General features: G+C 73.4%; 9 protein-coding genes and 1 pseudogene. 7 read left to right on the forward strand and 3 right to left on the reverse strand.

Annotated elements, in window-relative coordinates; all coding sequences use genetic code 11:
• The first annotated feature begins 103 nt into the window (after positions 1-103).
• The 4 genes from OG247_RS03920 (at position 104) to OG247_RS03935 (ending at position 12,926) form a co-directional block, all read left to right on the forward strand.
• A complete protein-coding gene (locus OG247_RS03920) occupies positions 104-5,818 on the forward strand; it encodes a non-ribosomal peptide synthetase/MFS transporter (RefSeq protein WP_327250855.1) in 5,715 nt (1,904 codons plus the stop codon).
• Entirely contained in the window at positions 5,815-9,084 is a 3,270-nt protein-coding gene (locus tag OG247_RS03925; RefSeq protein ID WP_327250856.1) for an amino acid adenylation domain-containing protein, read from the forward strand. The genes OG247_RS03920 and OG247_RS03925 overlap by 4 nt, the downstream gene beginning before the upstream one ends.
• Before the next feature lie 86 nt (positions 9,085-9,170).
• Positions 9,171-12,305, forward strand: coding sequence for an AMP-binding protein (locus OG247_RS03930; RefSeq protein WP_327250857.1), 3,135 nt, complete (start codon positions 9,171-9,173; stop codon positions 12,303-12,305).
• Between the two features lie 291 nt (positions 12,306-12,596).
• Complete coding sequence (locus tag OG247_RS03935; protein ID WP_327250858.1) at positions 12,597-12,926, forward strand: hypothetical protein; 330 nt, start codon at positions 12,597-12,599, stop codon at positions 12,924-12,926.
• A 72-nt stretch (positions 12,927-12,998) separates the two neighbouring features.
• On the opposite strand, the gene OG247_RS03940 is transcribed toward OG247_RS03935, so the two are convergent.
• Positions 12,999-13,427, reverse strand: a complete 429-nt coding sequence (locus tag OG247_RS03940; protein WP_327250859.1) for a hypothetical protein — start codon at positions 13,425-13,427, stop codon at positions 12,999-13,001.
• 140 nt (positions 13,428-13,567) lie between these two features.
• On the opposite strand from OG247_RS03940, the pseudogene OG247_RS03945 reads away from it, so the two are divergent.
• A pseudogene (locus OG247_RS03945) lies at positions 13,568-13,997 on the forward strand (YbaK/EbsC family protein); the annotation flags it as partial.
• 96 nt (positions 13,998-14,093) lie between these two features.
• Here the strand turns inward: OG247_RS03945 and OG247_RS03950 are convergent.
• A complete protein-coding gene (locus OG247_RS03950; RefSeq protein WP_327250860.1) occupies positions 14,094-14,456 on the reverse strand; it encodes a transglycosylase family protein in 363 nt (120 codons plus the stop codon).
• A gap of 481 nt (positions 14,457-14,937) precedes the next feature.
• Here OG247_RS03950 and OG247_RS03955 point away from each other — a divergent pair, with 481 nt between their 5' ends.
• Positions 14,938-16,107 carry a 4-hydroxybenzoate 3-monooxygenase gene (locus OG247_RS03955; protein WP_327250861.1) on the forward strand — a complete coding sequence of 390 codons (1,170 nt, stop codon included), beginning with the start codon at positions 14,938-14,940 and terminating at the stop codon, positions 16,105-16,107.
• A 110-nt stretch (positions 16,108-16,217) separates the two neighbouring features.
• The gene (locus OG247_RS03960) at positions 16,218-17,999 is read left to right on the forward strand and encodes a methyltransferase (RefSeq protein ID WP_442813217.1); all 1,782 of its coding nucleotides are present in this window, start codon (positions 16,218-16,220) and stop codon (positions 17,997-17,999) included.
• A 68-nt stretch (positions 18,000-18,067) separates the two neighbouring features.
• Here the strand turns inward: OG247_RS03960 and OG247_RS03965 are convergent, their stop codons facing one another.
• Positions 18,068-18,400: a nuclear transport factor 2 family protein gene (locus OG247_RS03965; protein ID WP_327250862.1), complete on the reverse strand. Its 333-nt coding sequence runs from the start codon at positions 18,398-18,400 to the stop codon at positions 18,068-18,070.
• Positions 18,401-18,492: the final 92 nt, after the last annotated feature.

Here is an 18,492-nt window from a genome sequence, read left to right on the forward strand (position 1 = left end):
GCCTCCGTACGCCGGGCACGGCACACGGCCGTGCCCGGCCCGGCCGTGCCCGCACTCTCCGATTCCCTCGCCTTCCCCCGCCGTACGCCCGAACAGGAACTCGATGACGGATACCCAGGACCTGCCCGCCGAGTGGTCCGCGGCCAAGCGCGCCCTCCTCAGTCAACGGTTGCGCGGCGCCGCGGCCCCCGCCCGGGTGGTGGACCCCCGCCCTGCGGACGCCGCGCCTCCGCTCTCCGGCGGCCAGGAACGGCTCTGGTTCATGGACCAGTTCGCTCCCGGCTCCACGGCCTACACGCTGGCGCCGGCCCGCCGGCTCCGGGGCCCCTTCGACCGCGCCGCACTGGACGCCGCGCTGACCGACCTGGTGGCCCGGCACGAGAGCCTGCGGATGACCTTCCGCACCACCGAGGCCGGCACCGCCGAGGTCCGGGTGGCCGATCCGGCACCGTTCGCCGCCCAGCACCTGGACGCCGTGGCGGACCCGGATCCGCAGGCGCGTGCCGCCGCCGAACTCGGCGCGCTGATCGCCGAACCCTTCGACCTCCAGGCCGGCCCGCTGCTCCGTGCCCTGGTGGTCCGGATCGCCGAGGACGACCACGTACTGGCCCTGGTGATGCACCACATCATCTGCGACGGCTGGTCGATCGACCTCCTCAACCGCGAGCTCGACCTCCTCTACGCCCACCACGCCCACGGCGGCCCGGCTGAACTGCCTCCGCTCCCCGTCCAGTTCGGTGACTACGCGGCCTGGCAGCGGGACCGCCTGGAGAACGGGCAGCTCGCCGCCTCGCGCGAGCACTGGCGCAGCGAACTCGACGGCGTCCCGGCCCTGGAGCTGCCCTCCGACCGGCCCCGCCCGCCGGTGTTCACCTTCGACGGGGCCGCGACCGAGTTCCACTGGAGCGCCGAACTCTCCGGCCGGATCGGCGAGTTGGCGCGGGCTCACGGCGCCTCCACGTACATGGTGCTGATGGCCGCGTTCCAGGCTCTGCTGGGCCGGCACTCCGGTCAGCGCGACTTCGCCGTCGGCTCCGCCGTCGCCGGCCGTCTCCATCACGAACTCGAAGGCGTGGTGGGAGCGTTCGTCAACATGCTGCCGATCCGCGCCCGGCTCTCCGCCGACCTCGACTTCGGCCGGCTGATCAGCCGGGTCCGCGAGACCACGCTCGACGCGTACGCGCACCAGGAAGTGCCGTTCGAGCAGATGGTCAGCGATCTCGCGGTGGAACGCGACGTCAGCCGCGCCGCCGTCTTCCAGACCACCTTCGCCTTCCAGAACTACGGCGACCGCGCCACCACCCCCGCCGCGGGCCTGGACTCCGAGGGCTTCGGCTACGAAGCCACCACCACGCACGCCGACCTCGCCCTCTACATGCGCGAGGAGCCGGACGGCGGCCTCTACGGTCTCATCACCTACCGCACCGACCTCTTCAACGCCCGGACCGTCGAGCGCCTCGCCGAGCGGTTCGAGCTGCTGACCGCGGCCGGTGTCGCCGATCCCGCACTGCCGGTCGACCGGCTCCCGCTGCTGAACGCGGCCGAGCGGACGGCCGTGCTGGAGACCTGGGCCGCCGGTCCCGCGCTACCGCAGGGCGGTCCCGCCACACTCACCCGGGCGCTGGCCCGGACGGCGGCCCGGACACCGGATGCGCCGGCGCTGGTCTTCGAGGACCGCACGCTGACCTACGGCGACCTCGACCGGCGCGCCACTGCCATGGCCCGGCGCCTGCGGGCGCTGGGCGTGGGTGCGGACGACCGGGTGGCCGTCTGCCTGGAGCAGTCCCCCGAGCTGGCGATCGCCCTGGTCGCCGTACTCAAGGCCGGCGGCGGCTACCTGCCGCTGGACCCCGAGCAGCCCCCGGCCCGGCTCGCCCACCTGGTGGCCGATGCCGGAGCCAAGGTCCTGATCACCGACGCCGTACTGCGACCGCGGTTCGGCGACCACCCGGCCGTCGACCTGCTGACCGGCGGCAACGGGGACAGCGGCGACAACCGGGACGGCAATGCGGCGGAGGGGGACGGCGCGGAGGAGGACGGGGCGCCCCTGGAGGAGGCCTCGGGCGCCGACCACCTGGCGTACGTGATCTACACCTCGGGCTCCACCGGTACGCCCAAGGGTGTCGCCGTGCAGCACCGCCAGATCCTCAACTACCTCGCGGGCGCGGGCGAACGGCTGCGGATCGAGCCCGGTGCCTCCTTCGGGCTGCTCCAGTCGCTCGCCTTCGACTTCAGCATGACCATGCTTTACCTGGCGCTCACCACCGGCGGCCGGGTCCACCTGCTGCCGCGCCGGATAGCGGGCGTGGAACTGGCCGCCGAGATCGAGCGGGCCGGCATCGACCACCTGAAGATGACCCCCTCCCACCTGGCCGCGCTGACCGCCGACGCACCGCTCGAGCGGCTGCTGCCGCGCCGCACGCTGGTCCTCGGCGGCGAGGCCAGCAGCTGGTCCTGGGCGGCGGGCATCGCCGCGCTGGGCCGGTGCGCCGTGTTCAACCACTACGGGCCGACCGAGGCGACGGTGGGAATCACCGTCCACGAGGTCACCGCCGACGGCCTGAACGCTCCGGGCAGCACCCCGATCGGCAGCCCGCTCGCCGGCGGGCGCTGCTACGTGCTGGACGAGGCCCGCAGCCCCGTTCCGCCGGGCGTCACCGGTGAGTTGTATCTGGGCGGGGACCGGCTGGCCCGGGGTTACCTCGGGCGGCCGGACCTGACCGCCGAGCGCTTCCTACCCGATCCGTACGCCGACCCGGCCGAGGCGGCGCCGTCCGGAGCAGAGCCGTCCGGAGCGAAGCCGTCCGGCGCAGAGCCGTCCGCGGCCGACCCGTCCTCCACCGACCGGGACGCCCCGGTAACGAGCGGCCCGCGGATGTACCGTACGGGCGACCTGGCGCGCTGGCGCACCGACGGAACCCTGGAGTACCTCGGCCGCAGCGACGACCAGATCAAGGTCCGCGGCTACCGGGTCGAGCCCGGCGAGATCGAGGCCGCGCTGACCGCCCTGCCCGGGATCACCCAGGCGGTGGTCCTGGCCCGCGGCGAGGGCGTCAAGCAGAACCTCGTCGCCTACCTGGAACGCCCCGCCGGCGGCGAGCCTCCGGCCGCCGCCGAACTGCGCGCCGCCCTCGGCGAGGTCCTGCCGGACTACATGGTTCCGGCCCGCTACGTGGTGCTGGAGCGACTGCCGCTGCTCGCCCACGGCAAGGTCGACCGCAAGGCGCTGCCGGCGCCCGCGGACGGCCCGGCCGCCGGCGCCCACGTCGACCCCGAGGGCGTGACCGAGCAGGTGATAGCCGCCATGTGGGCGGACCTGCTGGACCTCCCGCGAGTCGGCGCACTGGACGATTTCTTCGAGCTCGGGGGCCATTCCCTGCTCGCCACCCAGGTGGTCGCCAAGATGCGCCGGGCCTTCCCCGACCTGGCCACCCCGGTCGGCGTGATGGACCTCTTCAAGCACCCGACGATCCGCCGCCTCGCCGAACTGGTCGCCACCCCCGAGGCGGACCGCGGCCCGCGCCGCCTGCTGCACCTGCTCACCCCCGAACGCCGCAAGGCGGCCGCCACCGTGGTCTGCGCCCCCTACGGCGGCGGCAGCGCACTGATCTACAAGCCGCTCGCCGACGCCATGCCGGCGGACTGGGCCCTGCACTCCATCGCCGTCCCCGGCCACGAGCTGGGCGAGGAGGCGATGGACATCGACGAGGTCGCCCGGCTCTGCGCCGAGGAGATCGTCGCGAACGTGACCGGACCGCTGGTGCTCTACGGGCACTGCGGGGTCGGCGTCCGGCTGACCGTGGAGATCGCCCGCCGGGTGGAGGCGGCCGGCCGGGAGATCGACGCCGTCCACCTCGGAGGCATCTTCCCGTTCGCCCGTCCGAAGGGCCGCGGCGCCGCGATGGCCGAGCGCTTCGCCGAGCTGTCCGCCCGCCTGCGCAGCGACCAGGGCATGATCAACGCCCTGGCCGCGGCGGGCCTGGACGTGGACGAGGTGGACGAGGACCAGCTGCGGCTGATCGTGCACAACCGCCGGGTCGGCACCCAGGGCGCCGAGCGCTACTTCGGCGAGCTGTACGAGAGCGAGGGCGGCGCCATCACGGCGCCGGTGATCGCCGTCTGCGGCGACCGCGATCCGGCGACCGAGTTCTACCAGGAGCGGTTCCGCGAGTGGCACCGGATCACCGGGACCGCCGCCGTGGTGGTCCTGGACGAGGCCGGGCACTTCTACCTCAAGTACCGCGCCGAGGAACTGGCCGACATCCTGACCGGGGTGCACCGCTCGATCGCCGCGGGCGAGGAGGCGCGCCACGAGCACACCGCCGACGCCACGTGGTGGCTGGCCGGCCTCTCCCGCGACGCCACCGGGACGGATCCCGCCCCCGAGCCGGAACCGGGCCTGGAACCCGGTCCGGAATCCGCTCCGGAACCCGGGAAGCCGGGGAGGTCCCGCAAGGCACGCGTGCGCCGCCCGGTCCGCCCGACCATGGGCCGCTTCCTGGCCATCGCCACCGGCCAGCAGCTCTCGATGATCGGCTCGGCCCTCACCGAGTTCGCCCTGCCGATCTGGATCTACCTGCAGACCGGCTCGCTGTTCCAACTCGGCATGCTCGCCGCCTTCGGCCTGGTGCCCGGCATCGTGGTCGCTCCGCTGGCCGGCGCCATCGTCGACCGCGGCGACCGGCGCCGGGTGATGCTGTGGGGCGACGTCGCGGCCGGCTTGACCCAGGCTGCCCTGCTGGCGCTCTACCTCAGCGATTCGCTGGAGATCTGGCACTGCTACGTGATGATCTCCCTGCTCTCCGCCGCGCTGGCCTTCCAGCGCGTCGCCTGGGGCTCGGCGGTACCGCAACTGGTGCCCAAGCGCTTCCTCGGACGTGCCAACGGTGTGGTGCAGATGGCCCTCGGCCTCGCCCAGTTCCTCGTTCCGCTGATCGCCGTCGGCATCCTGCACGTGATCGGCCTCGGCGGCATCCTGGTCTTCGACGTCGTCAGCTACCTGGTCGCCACCGGGGTCACGCTGGCGGTCCGCTTCCCCGACGTGATGGCGGCCACCCGCCGCGAGAGCGTCGGCGCCGAGATCCGGGCCGGCTTCCAACGGGCCCTGGGAAGCCGCCACTTCAGAGCCATGCTGTTCTGGTTCGCGGCCCTGAACATCTTCCTCTCGCCGCTCTTCCTGCTCATCACTCCGCTGGTTCTCTCCTTCTCCTCGACCGCCGCGGCCGGCTGGGTCTCCACCGCGGCAGGCCTGGGCGCCGTCCTCGGCGGCCTCACCCTGTTGGTCTGGGGAGGGCCGCGCCGGATGCGCCTGCGCGGCGTCCTGTTCGCCACCCTCGGCCTCGCCGCCGCCTGCGTGGTCACCGGCCTGCGGCCCTCGGTGACCGTGGTCGCCGCCGGAGCGTTCGGCATGACCTACGGGCTGGCCCTGCTCAACGGCATCTACGCGACGGTCATCCAGACCAAGGTGCCGATGCGCTTCCACGGCCGGGTGATCGCGGTCAACACCCTCGTCGCCTGGTCCACCCTGCCGATCGGCTTCGCCCTGGTCGCCCCGGCCGGACCCGAGCTGCTCCAGCCCCTGATGGACGAGGGCGGTGCGCTGGCCTCCAGCGTCGGCGCACTGATCGGCACCGGCGACGGGCGCGGCATCGGCCTGCTCTACCTGGTGTTCGGCCTGGCCATGGCCGCACTGGTCCTGATCAGCCTCTGCATTCCCGTCCTGGCCCGCTTCGACCGGGAAGTCTCGGACGCCGAGTCCGACGACCTGATCGGCCTGGAGACCCTGCAGGCCCGCGCGAAAGGCGAGATGAGCGCATGACCTCCCCGACCCCGATCTCCCGCCATCCGCTGACCGACGAACAGCGACGGCTCTGGTTCCTCCAGCAACTGAACCCCCAGGACGCCGGGTTCAACATGTACCTGAACCGGCGCTGGAGCGGGCCGATCGACCCGCGGGCGCTGAGTGCGGCGCTCACCCGGCTCACCGAGCGGCACCGTGTGCTGCGCACCCGGTTCGCCCTCGACGGCGAGCATCCCGTCCAGCTCGTGGAGCCCGTACGGGACGTCGAACTCGTCCTGGTCCCGATACCGGACGCCGCGGAGGAATCCTTCACCGCGGCCTGCGCCCCTTTCGTCAACGCCCCCTTCGATCTGGGCGAGCGCCCGCCACTGCGGGCCGTCCTGGTCAGCGCCGGAGAGCACGAGCACGCCTTGAGCGTGGTGGTCCACCACATCGTCTCCGACGGCTGGTCGTTCACCGTGCTGTGGCGCGAACTGCTCGCGCTGTACCGCGAGGAGATCGGCGAGGGAGGGGCCGAACTGCCCGCACTCAAGCTCCAGTTCGGCGATTTCGCCCTCGCCGAGCGGACCAGGCTGGACGGCGGCGCCGCCGAGGAGGCCGTCCGCCACTGGAGCGGACGACTGGCCGGTGTCACTGCCCTGCGGATGCCGCTGGACCACCCCAGGCCCGCCGAGCCCGCCCACCCGGCCGGCTTCGCCGACCTCGCCCTCGGCCCCGATCTCGTCGCCGGACTCGACGCCCTGGCCCGTGAGCAGCGCTGCACCCCGTTCATGGTGCTGCTCGCCGCCTACCAGAGCGTGCTGGCCCGCTGGAGCGGCTGCTACGACTTCGCCGTCGGCACCCCGCTGGCCGGCCGCAACGAGACCGCCCACGAGGCCCTGCTCGGCTACTTCTCCCGCACCGGGGTGATCCGTGCGGACCTCACCGGCGGTCCCGATTTCCGTACGGTGCTGCGCCGGGTGCGGTCCGCCACGATGGCGGCGCTGAGCCATCAGGACATCCCGGTCGAGCGGGTGGCGGCCGAGCTGGGGCTGCCCGTGCTGCCCGGCGTCGGCCCGCTCTACCAGGCGGTGTTCGTCCACCAGAGCCAGTACGAGCCGGCCGGCGCCGACGAGCGGACCTCGCTGCCCGCGGGCGTCCGGACGGCGAGCATGGACTCCGGTTTCGACCGGGCCAAGACCGATCTGCTGCTGGACAGTTGGCGTACCCCGGACGGCGGGATGACGCTCTCGTTCTGCTTCGACCGGGAACTCTTCGAGCGCGCCACGGTCGAGGCCCTGGGGCGCCGGGTCCGCGACCTGCTCGCCCGAGCCGTAGAGGACGTCGAGGTCCCGCTGCACGGCGACTGGTTGCTGACCGGCGAGGAGCGCGCCGCGCTGCTCGCGCTCGGTGCCGGACCCGCCGTCAGCGAGGACGCCGATCCCATCCTGCGCGGCTTCGCCGACCAGGTCGCCGCCCACCCCGGGGCACCCGCGCTCGAGTGTGCGGGCGGCGTCCTCACCTACGCCGAACTCGACCGCGCGTCTGATGAGTTGGCCCGCCGACTGGGCCCGGTGAACGGCCGGGCGGTAGGGGTCCGAATCGAGCCCTCCTTCGACCTGGTCACCGCCCTGTTGGCGATCTGGAAGGCCGGCGCCGGCTACCTGCCGCTCGACCCCGCGCACCCGGCCGAGCGCCAGCGGCTGATGCTCGCCGAGGCGGACGCCGCCCTGCTGCTCACCGGAGGCGAGCGTCCGGACTTGGGAGTACCGGTACTGGGGGTCCCGGTACCGGGGGTCCCGGTGGCCGCGGGCATCGATTCCGGGAGCACCGTGCCCGCAGGGGCCGCGCTGCCCGGGAGCGACCCGGGCGGCCTCGCGTACGTCCTCTACACCTCGGGCTCCACCGGCGCTCCCAAGGGAGTCGCCATCGAGCACGCCTCGCTGGCCGAGCGCGTCCGGTGGATGGCCGGACCGGAGGGCTACGGGCTCCGGCCGGGCGACCGGATCGTCCAGTTCGCCTCCATCGGCTTCGACACCCACGCCGAGGAGATCTGGCCCGCCCTCACCGCGGGCGCCTGTGTGGTCCTGCTGCCCGGCGGCGGCCGGATGCTGCCCGACCTGCTGCGCAGCGAGGCCGGACGGTCCGTCACCGTACTCGACCTGCCCACCGCGTACTGGCAGGAACTGGTGTCGCTCGGCGACCAGACCCCGTGGCCGCCGGCGCTGCGCCTGGTGGTCCTCGGGGGTTCCGAAGCGCACGCCGTCACCCTCGCCCAGTGGCGGGATCGGCACGGCGACACCGTCCGGCTGGTCAACACCTACGGTCCGACCGAGGCCACCGTCATCGTCACCGCGGGCGAGCTCGCGGGCGGCGGCCCCGGCTGTGGTGTCGGTGGCCGCCCGGCCGGCGGGCCCGGCGCCGATCGGCGCCCGCCGCTCGGCCGTCCGCTGCCGGGGGTACGGATCTACCTCCTGGACGAGCACCGCAGTCTGCTGCCCGCCGGTTCCGAGGGCGAGCTGTACATCGGCGGCAACGGCCTCGCACGCGGCTACCCGGCCCGGCCCGACCTCACAGCGGAGGCCTTCCTGCCGGATCCGTTCACGGGCGTCCCGGACGGCCGGATGTACCGCACCGGCGACCGCGCCCGGTGGCGCACCGACGGGCAGTTGGAGTTCCTCGGCCGCGCCGACGGGCAGGTGAAGATCCGCGGCTACCGGATCGAGCCCGCCGAGATCGAGGCCGCCCTCACCGCCCATCCGGAGGTGGGCCGGGTGGCCGTTCTGGTCCGCGACGGCCGCCGGCTGATCGCCTACGCCGTCTTGCGGCGGGACGCCGGGCGGCTGTCCGAAGCGGCTTCGCGGGCGGGCGAACTGCGCGAGTACCTGGCGCTGCGACTGCCGGCCTTCATGGTGCCGGACGCCGTGGTGCTGCTCGACACCCTCCCGCTGAACGCCAACGGCAAGCTCGACACCACGGCCCTGCCCGACCCGGACCCGGCCGGCGCCGCCGCCGGGTACGTGGCGCCCCGCAGCGATGCGGAGGCCCTGGTGGTCGACCTGTGGCAGGAGGTGCTCGGCGTACCGAAGGTCGGCGTCCTGGACGACTTCCTCGCCCTCGGCGGGGACTCGCTCCTGGTCACCAGGGTCGCTGCCCGCATCCGGGCCGGCGTCGGGCTCGACGTGTCGATCCGCGACGTCTTCGACAGCCCCACCCCGGCAGCCCTGGCAGCCCGGATCGAGGCCCTGCTGATCGCGGAGATCGATGCCCTCAGCGAGGAGGAGGCCACCGGCCGGCTGGCCTGACGCCGCCTGCCCGGCCGCCTCCCTCACCTCCCCCTCGCTCTCGCTCTCTCCCCCGAATCACACCGGAGCTCGCCATCGCCACCACCGTGCCCCCCGCCGCGACAACCGTCCCGGAGCTCCTCGACGCCCGGGCCGCCGAACACCCGGACCGCGTGGCGCTTCAGGTCGTCGGCGGCGGGGAACTCAGCTACCGCCGCTGGCGCGAGGAGGCGCTGCGCGCTTCCGTCGGGCTGGCCGCCGCCGGGGTCGGGCCGCGCGACCGGGTGGTGCTGCGGTTCTCCAACGCGCGCTGGGAGCGGTACGCCGTCGGCTTCCTGGCCGTCCAGTACGCGGGCGGGGTGCCCGTCCCGGTCCGTGAGGACCTGTCCGAGACCGATGCCGTCGCCCTGGCCGCGCTGGCCGGAGCCGGCACGGTCCTGCGGGAGGGGGAGCGCGAGGGTAAGAGTGAGGGTGAGGGCGAGGGTGACCTGTCCACCATCCCGGGACTGGTGGACCTGCGGCTGGACGTCCTGCTGGCGGCGCACCCCGAGGTGCCGGCAGGCCCGCCGCACCGGGTCGGCCCGGCAGACCCGGCCCAGGTGATCGGCACCTCCGGCACCACGGGCGCGCCCAAGGGCGTGCTCGCCGCGCACGGAAACCTGACCGCGGGCCTCGTCACCCACCCCCGCCGCCGCGCCTACGCGCATTCGCGGCACGCCCTGCACGCCTTCCCGATCGGGACCAACGCGGGCCAGGTGATGCTGCTGGGCGCACTGACCGCCGCGCCCACCACGCTCAGCCTGCCGCGCTTCGACGCGGACCGGTTCGGCATCACGGTCGAGAAGTTCGGGATCGGCACCGCCTTCCTGGTGCCCTCGATGGCGATCGAACTGGTCAACGCCGGCACCGCCGGGCGGTACGACCTGAGCAGTCTGCGCCTGGTCAACTCCTCAGCCGCCGCACTTCCCGTACCGGTGGCGGCCGCGCTGGCCGCGGCGCTTCCCGGCGCGACGCTGGTCAACACCTACACCTCCGCCGAGGCCTCGCCCGCGCAGATCTCCACCGTGGTCGACACCCGCCGCCCCGGCTCACTGGGCCGCCCGGCGGACCCCCGTGACGTCCGGATCCTCGACGCGGACGGGCTGCCGCTGCCCGCCGGGCAGGCCGGCGAGGTCTGGCTGCGCCAGCCCGGACCGCCCCGCGGCTACCTGGGGGCCGCCGGGGAGAGCGCCCGGGTGTTCCGCGACGGCTGGGTACGGATGGGCGATGTCGGCCGCCTCGATCCGGACGGCTACCTCTACTTGGTCGACCGGGAGAGCGATGTCATCAAGAGCGGTGCGCTGAAGGTCTCCACGCTGCGGATCGAGGAAGTGCTGCACGAGCACCCCGGGGTCTGCGACGCGGCCGCGCTCGGCCTGCCGCACCCCGTGATGGGCGCCGTGCCGGTGGCGGTCGTGGTGGCCGGGCCCGGCGGCCTGGACCTGGACGAGCTCCGGCTGTTCCTGAGCGCCCGGTTGAGCCGGCCCGAACTGCCGGTCCGGATCCTGCTCGCCGACGGCCTGCCCAGGAACCCGAGCGGCAAGGTGGTCAAGCACCGGCTCCGCCCGCTGTTCGACGCGCCCGCCGAGTCCGCGGGGCCCGCGGACGCGCCGACCTCCCCGACGGAACTACGGTTGGCCGGACTCTGGCGGCGCCTGCTCGGCCGGCCGGTCACCGACGTGGCCGCCGAGTTCTTCGCGCTCGGCGGTGACTCGTTCCGAGCCGTCCAGCTCGCCACCGCCATCAGCGGCGAGTTCGGGGTCCGGGCGAGCACCGCCATGGTCTTCGAGCGGCCCTCGCTGCGGTCCCAGGCCGCTTGGGTGGACCACCCCGACCGGCTGCAGAGGCCTGCCGACGGGATGTCCGCCGAGCCGTCCGCCGAGATGTCCGCCCAGCTGTCCGCCGGGACGGAGACGACCGTCACCCCCTACCTGGCCGCGCTCCGTGCGCAGCCGCACGCCGTCGCGCTCACCTCGCAGCAGGAGAACTTCTTCCGCTGGATGGCCGAGGCACCCGGGCGGGACGCCGGCGCGGTGACGGCGCTGTTCCGGGTGACCGACCGGCTGGAACCGCAGACCCTGGGCCTGGCGCTCACCGAAGTGGTCCGGCGCCATCCGGCGCTGCGGACGCGGTTCGAGGCGGCGGGGGAAGGGGTCGTACGGGCGGTGCTGGACGAGGAGCCCCGGGTGCGGATCACCCTGACCCCGGCCCCTGGGGCCACGGACGCGGAGGTGGACGCGCTGCTGCTGGCCGAGCGCGACCGTCTCACCGACCTGGCCCGGGACCCGATGGCGCGCCTCCTGGTGGTCAGCCGGTCGGAGACCGACCACGTGGTGCTGGTAGCGGTGCACCACATGGTCTCCGACGGCTGGTCGATCGGTGTGCTCCTGGCCGACCTCGGGGTGTTCTACTCGGCGCTGCGGCGCGGGCGGTCGGCCCCGCCTGCCCGTACGGGTCCGGGCTACCAGGAGTTGGTGGACTGGGCGAACGCGCACTGGCCGGCGTCGCGGACTCACTTCGGGTCCGCGCTGGCCGGGGCACCGGAGGCCGTGGAGCAGTTCGCCGGCCGCCGGGCGGTGGAGGAAGTACTCACCCAGGCCCACGAGTTCGAGGTGTCGGCGCCGTTGGCGGAAGCATTGCGGGCCCGGGCGGCCGAGCTGGGCGCCACGCCCTTCCTGGCCGTCACGGCGGCCTGGACCGGACTGCTGGCGAGCCGCAGCGGCCGTCCCGACCTGGTGGTGATGACCCCGGTGCCCGGCCGCCCGCGCCCGGAAGCCGAGCGGACGGTGGGCTGCTTCGTCCAGTCGCTGCTGCTGCGGGTCGACGCGAGCGGGGGACCTGGTTTCGCCGAGCTGGTGGACCGCCTGCGGACGGTCTACAGCGGGGCACTGGACCACCAGCTGTACCCGTTCGCCGAGTTCAGTCCGTCCGTGCCGTTCGCGGCCTGGCTCCGCTACGAGGCGTGGGCCGCGCCCGCCCAACTGCCCGGCCTGGCCTGCGCGCCCTGGGAGCTGCCGCGCGGCAGCACCGTCCCCTGGCCGCTGCCGGGCGGCGACAGGGGCGTGCCCGAACTGACCGTGGTCGAGCAGCCGGACGGCGGCCTGCGGTGCTGGTTGCAGTACAACGCGCTGGCCTTTGACCTCCCCGTCATCACCGAACTGGCGGCGGAGTTCACCGCCGCGCTGACCGCCGCCTGCGGCTGACCCGCTCCCGGCTCCGGTCGGACCCGGCCGGCGGAGTGTCCGCCGGACCCGGGACCTTGTCGAGCTTGTCTCGGCGGCGATGACCTCGCCCGGCAGTGGGTTCGGGATCCCGGGCGGGTACGCCGCCCGGGTGTCTGCCGACCGGTTCCCGGCGAGTTTGTGCGTACTCGACGTGACGAGGTCCGCGCCGAGGGAGAGCGCGCCGGCGGGTAGCGCGGGATGGAAACCGAGGTGCGAGCCCACGCCTCGTCGACGATGAGGGGCACCCCGGCGGCGTGGGCGGCGTCCGCGATGGCACGTACGTCGGCGACCGCGCCGAAGGAGCTCGGGGAGACGATGCAGACGGCCGCCGCGTCCGGCGTCCGGTCGAGTGCCCGCGCCACGTCCGCGGTCGTCCGAGGGCTCGTGGCCGCCGACACGGGCGTGGCCCTCATCCCGCGACTCGCTCTGGGGTCCCCCCGCGCCGACCTGGTCGTACGCCCGCCGGCCGGCCCCGAGCTCGCCCGCGAGATCAGCGTGGCGGTACTCCGCTCGACGTCGGCCGGCAGCGCCCAGGAGCTGGTCTCGGCTCTTCAGGAACAAGCCATGCTGATCACGGCCCGCTGGGCTGCCACCGGCTGAGGAGGTGGCCTCCGGCCGGGCCGGAGCGGGGCGCCCGTACCGCGCCCCGCTCGGCGGTGCGTCCTTGTCGGGTCAAGAGCACTGCAGGCCGGACTGGGCGCTCACGACGGCCGTGTCGAGCTTCTGCAGGTCCGGGGTGAGCTTGGTGAGGGCCTCGGCGCCGGTGGTGTCGCCGGGCAGGTCCTCGTACGTCTTCTTCACACTGTCCGCGGCGTACTTCACGGCGTCCTTCTGGGCGGCGTTGAACTGCGCGGTGGACTCGGCGACGGTCTTCCAGTCGTCCTGGACGGCCTTGTGCGCGTCCTTGATCTGGTCCTTGGTGGCTGTCGCCGGGTCGAGCGTCCGCAACTTCGCGTTGTCGGCCTTGAGTTCGGTCAGACTGCTGCACAGCTGCGTGGTCGCGTCGTCGGTGGGCGCGGCGGCGAAGGCCGAGGCGGCCCCGCCGGCCACGAGAAGCGCTGCGGCGGCCGTGCTCACGGCCGTGGCGAGAAGTCGGTTCATCTGTGATGCACCCCTTCGGGGAAGACGCCCCCCGGTCCAGCCCCCACTCGTACCAACCTGACACAGGCCCCCCGGGCCCGCATCCGCACGCCACACCCCCGACCCACCGGCATTCCGGATGAAACCGCAGGTCAGCGGGGATGCACGCCCGGTCTGCGCCCGCATGCGGCCGGCCCGGTCGACCGGGCCGGCCGCAGAGGGTCGTGGGGCCGGCCGGCGCTTGCGGGCACGGTGCTTTCGACAACGCCGTGCCGGCCCCCGATTGTCTCGCCGAGCTCACCGCGCCCGTGGCGCGAGCGGTCGGCGGCCGGCGGGGAGACTTACCCGCCGCACAGATCATTTACGTCGACACCGACCCGGCCATCGCCGACACCGCCGCTGACGGGCATGGAGGACGGCGGTATCACCCCACTCGGGCTTCCGGACGACTGGCCACTGCTGGTGGACACGGCCGTCCGCGACATGCCGTACGTGTTGATCGGCAGCGGGCGCCGCCGCGGGAAGCTCATCGCGCCCGGGATGCCGTTCACCGAACTCCCCGATGTCGAACTGGTCGACGGCCTCGCCATCCGACGAGCGGCGGGCGCCAACAACCGCCGCTCTTCCGGATCCTCGGTCGAGGCGGATCCAACAGGGATATTGCGCAGCCCTGTTGGATCGCGCCCGTCAGCTGCGGCGGGCGCAGGTCCAGGCCCCCATTCCCTGGATCTTGGCGAGCCTCCTCGCCGTGGCGATCTGCTCCGACTTCGTGGCGAGGTCGGCGCGCGGTGCGTACTTGCGGCCCCCTGCCGCCTTCCAGCTCGACTGGGTGAACTGCAATCCGCCGTAATGGCCGTTGCCGGTGTTCGCCCGCCAGTTCCCTCCGGATTCACACCGGGCGATGGCATCCCAGTCGGGGCCCTGTTTGGAGTGGACCGCGGCGGCATGAGCCCCGGAGACGTCCACGAGCGGGATAGCCAACACCGCGATCAGGACGAGCAGTTGACCGATCCTGTTCCGGCTTCGCCGGTCCTTTCGGTAGCGCGACATCAGTCCTCCTTCGCTGTTGGGGCCGAACCTGCCGCGAACAGCGGGCGGGCCCGCGTACGACCGTCTTCCGGTCGTGGCCACAGCACAGCACGGACCGTCCGAATTCCAGGCGCACTTACCACCGGCGAAGGGACAACGCCACCCGAACGGACGCTCTACGACCCTCGCGCAGCCGCAACCGGCCCCCAGAAAGGGAAACGGCGGGCACTTCTCCCCCATCCGGGCAGCCAGTTACTCCCGGATGGCACGAAACGTCGCCCGGATGCTTCGGTCGGCGCACCCTCGCAACTGGTGGACCGCCGCAATTGCGGCAGGAGTTGACGAATCCCGGCGGCCGAATTCCGGTGGCAGGCAATCCGGTAATTTTCATTCTATTGCTGCATGTGGGTGACTGGTGATCTTCGTCGGGATTTTCCGTGCTTATGATTCCGGCGCTATGACAGAAAGTCAGAATTTTCGAGGGTTACGCGCCTCGGCCGATGTGGTCGTGCTCGGCGCCGGACCCGCGGGCCTGGTGCTCGCCAACCTCCTGCTCGCCGCCGGGACCGACTGCGTCGTTCTCGAGCGCGCCGAGCGCTCACACGTCGAGACCCGGGCCCGGGCCGGCTTCCTCGCTCCGAACACCGTAAGGATCCTGGACCGCCACGGCCTCGCCGACGGGCTGCACCGGCACGGGCGCACCCACGGTACGTGCGAGTTCCGTACCGGGGACGGCAGCTTCCGCCTCGACTACGGCTCCCTCGGCCGGGGCGAGCCGCACACCGTCTACCCACAGCAGAACCTGGTCACGGACCTCCTGACGCACTACCTCGATGCCGGTGGCAGGATCCACTTCGCGACCGAGGCACTGGCGGTCCACGACGCCGACGGCGCCCGGCCGTACGTCACCACCCGGGAAGCGGACGGCCGCCCCACCCGATGGGACGCCCGGTACGTCGCCGGCTGCGACGGCCGCCACGGAGCGTCCCGCCGCTCGCTGCCGCCCGAGGCGCTCCGCCACCACCACGACCACGGAGTGAGCTGGCTCGGTCTGCTCGCCGAGGCTCCGCCCAGCCTCGACGCCGTCGGCTACGCCGTCCACGACCGCGGCTTCGCCGGCCACATGGCGCGCAGTCCGCAGGTCACGCGATACTACCTCCAGTACCGGCGCGGTGCCCCCGCCGACGCCTGGTCCGAGGAGCGGATCTGGGACGAACTCGACCTGCGGATGCGCGCTGCGGAGCACGGTCCGCTGCTCAGGGGGCCGATCATCGAGCGCGGCGTGGTCGACCTCGCGTGCGACGTGGTCGAACCGCTGCGCCACGGCTCGCTCCTGCTCGCCGGCGACGCCGCGAGCCTGACCGCGCCGGCCGCCGCGAAGGGCGCGAACCTCGCCGTACTGGGGGCGGAGATCCTGGCCGGGGCCCTCACCGAGACCCTCGCCGGAGGGGACGGCGCGGCCCTCGACCGCTACTCGGCGCAGTGCCTGGCGCACATCTGGCGCGCGCAGGAGTTCACCCAGTGGATGACCGGGCTGCTGCACGCGATCCCGGCCCGGGACCAGTCAGAGGGATCGTTCTTCCAGGCTTCCCTGCGGCGCGCCCGCCTCGACTCCCTGCGCACCTCCCGCGCCCACCAGGACTGGTTCGCCGAGAACTACGTCGGCATGTGACCACCGCTTTCCCCCGCGCCGCCCCCCTTCCCCGATCACCGCACAGCCGATCCACCATGCCCCGCTCCCCCCGGAGCACCCGCCCCGGCACCACCCGAGGAACCTCCGCGATGACGACGACCCTCCCCGCCGAAGCGACGCGCCCCGCCGGATCGCCGCTTCGAGGCGAAACCATGCCTCCCGACGACACGGCCCGCCTGCGTGCGGCCGTCTCCTTCGTGCGGGAACACGACACCGCCACCCTGTTGCCCCTCCTGCTGCCCGGCCTGCACGGCCCCGAACTGCAGTCCCTGGCCCCACACTGCCGCTTCGCCCACGCCGGCCTGCTGCTCTTCCCCACCGACCCGCAGGACCTGCGCCGCCAACTCGCCGCCTGCGGGCTCGCCGTCGACACGCCGTCCCGGCCCAGCGTCGTCGTACGGGAACGGCTCGCCCGGCGCCACCACCGTGACCTGGCCGACCTCGACGTCCGGATCCTGCGACCCCGCGTCCACGGCCCGGCCCGAGAGCGCCGCGCGGTGGAGGTGTTCGCCCTCACGGTGCCCGCGCACTCGGACCTGGAAGCGATCGCCGCGCACGAACGCGCCCGGGGCCACGAGGCCCACCTGGCCCTCGAACTGGAGCACCCGGATCCCCTGGTGCTGCGCGGGCTGTGCGCGGTGCTCGCCCGACACGGCGCCCGCCCCGACGGCGGCGGGTACAACCCGCACGAGGACGGCACCGTCCTCTACTTCACCACCCCCACGGCCGGGGCGTCGGGCTACCGGCGCCTGGAGCTCTACACGCCCGGCGACCACCGAGACGCCCTCGACGACCACCTCTGCGCGTACGCCCGGGAGCGCCCGGACGCGGGGCCGCCCGCCGAGACGCTCCTGCGCCTCCTCACCGGAGCATGGACCACCCAGGCACTCGCCGCGTTCGCACGCCTGGACCTGCCCGAGGCCATGGACCCGCACGCGGCGACCAGCGCCCGGGAACTCGCCCGCCGTACCGCCACCCGGCCCGAGAACCTCGCCACGCTCCTGCGGTACCTCACCATGCTCGACGTCGTGGCGGCAAGCACCGCGGAGACCGAGGACGCCGCCGCAGAGGAAAGCTTCCGTCTCACCCCGCTCGGAGCCCTGCTCCGTGCCGACTCGCCGGACACGATGCGCCCGCTGGCCCTGATGTACGCGGGTCCCTTCTACCGGTCCTTCGCCGCCCTCGACCACACCGTACGGACCGGACAGCCGGCCTTCGACCACCTCTTCGGCGAGAACCACTTCGACCACTTCGCACGCGACCCCGAGCTCGCCGACCTCTTCGACCGTTCCATGGCCGCCAGTTCGCGGATGTTCCATCCGCTCCCCGCCCACCCCGTGATCACCAGCGCGGCCCGGGCATCCACCCCGCGGACCGTCGTCGACGTCGCCGGTGGCAACGGCGAACTCCTCGGGCGCATCCTGACCGCACACCCGGGCCTGCGGGGCACGCTCCTGGAGCGCCCGCACGCCGTCGAGGCCGCCCGCCGCTCGCTCGACGCCGCGGGCTGCGGCGCCCGCTGTGACTACCGCAGCGGCGACTTCGCAGACGTACCGCACGGCGGCGACGTGTACGTCCTCTCCCGCATCCTGCACGACTGGGACGACGACCGGTGCCGGGAGATCCTGCGCCACTGCGCCCGCGCGATGCCCGCCCACGCCGACCTGCTGATCATCGAAAGGCTGCTGCCCGCCGACGGTTCCCCCTCGCTGGCCACGGCCTGGGACCTCCACATGATGTGCAACGTCGGCGGTCGCGAACGCCGCGGCGAGCACTACGCCCGCCTGCTCGCCGACGCCGGACTGGAGCTGCTCGACCACACCCCCCTCCCCTTGGAGGCGTACGTCCTGCATGCCCGCAAGGCCCGGTAGCCGTTGGCCGAGGCGGTGGGGACGAAGGTGGTGGGACGCCCGTCGGGTTCTGCCCCGGCGGGTCGTGGTCAGCGCGGCTGGGTGGAGTAGTAGCGCCGGCAGGCGCGGAGCATTCCCTCGTCGGAGAGGGTGAACACGTCGACGAAGTCCCGCTGTTGCGGGGCGATGCGGCCCATCGCGACCACGCAGTCCCCCTCGGCGACGATCCGGGTGATGTGGTGCCGCGCCCCATCGCCGCAGGGGGCTTCCAGGTCGGGTCCGAGGCTGCCCGCGTGCAGGAGGGACCCGTAGCCGTCGACGTCCCCGCAGTCGAGGTAGTGGTACGCGAGGCGGACGTGGTCGACCCCGGAGTCGGTGATGACGGGGCTGGGCGGGATCCGCCTCGGGTGCCGGCTGGTCATGAGGGTCCTTTCGTACGGCCGCCTCCCCTCCGGGGGTGGCAGGTACACCGTCCTCCAGTCGTGCAACTCGGGGCTATCCCCGCCCTATCACC

Source organism: Streptomyces sp. NBC_01244 (assembly GCF_035987325.1).
In the GTDB taxonomy this organism is placed as follows: Bacteria; Actinomycetota; Actinomycetes; order Streptomycetales; family Streptomycetaceae; genus Streptomyces.